The organism is Nocardia sp. GTS18 (assembly GCF_013839555.1).
GTDB lineage: Bacteria > Actinomycetota > Actinomycetes > Mycobacteriales > Mycobacteriaceae > Nocardia > Nocardia rosealba.
Genome location: NZ_JACBIU010000066.1, coordinates 1 through 1,614, shown reverse-complemented (window position 1 = coordinate 1,614; position 1,614 = coordinate 1). Strand labels below are relative to the sequence as shown.

1 protein-coding gene is annotated in these 1,614 nt (G+C 67.5%); it reads left to right on the top strand.

The annotated features are described in order from the left end of the window. Positions 1-243: 243 nt before the first annotated feature. On the top strand, positions 244-1,506 hold the full coding sequence (locus tag HYG95_RS24395) for a Fic family protein (protein ID WP_181701423.1): 1,263 nt from the start codon (positions 244-246) through the stop codon (positions 1,504-1,506). Positions 1,507-1,614: the final 108 nt, after the last annotated feature.

The window sequence follows — 1,614 nt, the reverse complement described above, 5'->3', positions numbered from 1 at the left end:
CGCGGGCTTGCTGCTGTTGCTGCCGACCGGTACCACCGCCGCCGCGGCCAACACCCCAGCCCCCGCCACCACGCTCCGCCGCCCCACCACAACATCACCGCTCATCGCCGCCTCCTCGAACCTCGAGCGGCCCATTCCGCTCTTTCCCCAGACAACGGCATCACCACCTGTCCGGTTCGAAACGACACTCTGGCGAGGCTCTTATTAAAGGTTATCGGCTAACCTTTAATAAAGGAGGAGCGGATGGCAGAGCTACTGCGGTGCCACTGGTCGAGTTCGCTGGACCGTGGTGGTCTTTCCCGTCGTGACCGGAGTGCGGGGACCTACCACGCCTACCTTCCAGATCCGCTCGTAGGGCGATCTTTCCTGCTCGACGGGGGAACGAGTGCCGATGTCGCCGATGCTGAGGTCGCGTTGGCCCGGCTCGACCGTGATGCTGCGGCATTGTCCGACACGGAGGTGTTGTCCCGGCTGTTGTTGCGGGCCGAGGCCGTCGCGTCCTCCCGGATCGAGGGTCTGGAAATCGGAGCGCGACGGTTGTTGCGCGCGGAGGCCGCGGCAATCCTGAACGAGTCGACCGATGTCACCGCCACCGAGGTGCTCGCCAATATCGAGGTGATGGCCACCGGTGTGCGATCGGTCGGCAGCGGAGAGCAGATCAGCACTGCGGTGCTGCTCGACGCGCATCGACGACTGCTGGCGGGCACACGGGTGGCCGCACACGGCGGGCGGTACCGGGATCAGCAGAACTGGCTCGGGGGCAGCTCGTACAACCCGTGCTCCGCGGTGTACGTGCCTCCACCCGCGGATCGCGTGCCCGACTTGATGGAGGACTTGATCGAATTCGTCAACACCGACGACCTGCCCGCCGTCGCGCAGGCAGCGATCGCCCACGCCCAGTTCGAGACGATCCACCCGTTCGTCGACGGCAACGGCCGGACCGGGCGAGTGCTGATCCACCTCGTCCTGCGGCGTCGCGGCCTCTCGGAGCTGGTCGTCGCCCCAGTCTCGCTGGTGCTGGCCACGTCCATCCGCAGCTATATCGACGGGCTCACCGCATTTCGGCATCTCGGCCCACCGGATACGGCTGCCGCGATGGACGGAGTGAATACGTGGATCGGTCGCTTCGCCGCCGCATGCAGCCGGTCCGTGGCCGACGCGATGATCTTCGAGTCGCGCACGGCCGCTCTGCTGGCGAGCTGGACGGATCGACTGGCGCCGATGCGCGCCGATTCCGCGGCGGCACGGTTGCTGCCGCACCTCGTCGGGGGACCGATCGTCACTGTCGCGACTGCGGCTGCCCTCGCCGATCGCAGTTTTCCCGCGGCCAATGCCGCCATCGACCGCTTGGTCGAGGCGGGCGTCCTCCGCCAGCTCACGGTCGGGCGCCGCAATCGCGCCTTCGAGGCACCCGAGGTGTTCGAGGCCTTCGGTGCGCTCGAACGGTGCCTGGCGAATCCCGAGGGGCCGACCCGTTCGCCGCATCGCCCGGTGCCGCGCACCTGAGTGCCGCGCAACGCTATTGGAGGCGGAACTCGACCATGGCGATGGCGTCGTCGAGGGCTGTCGACAGGTGGGTGACTGTCGCTTATACCCATCTGCCGGTGCCGACGA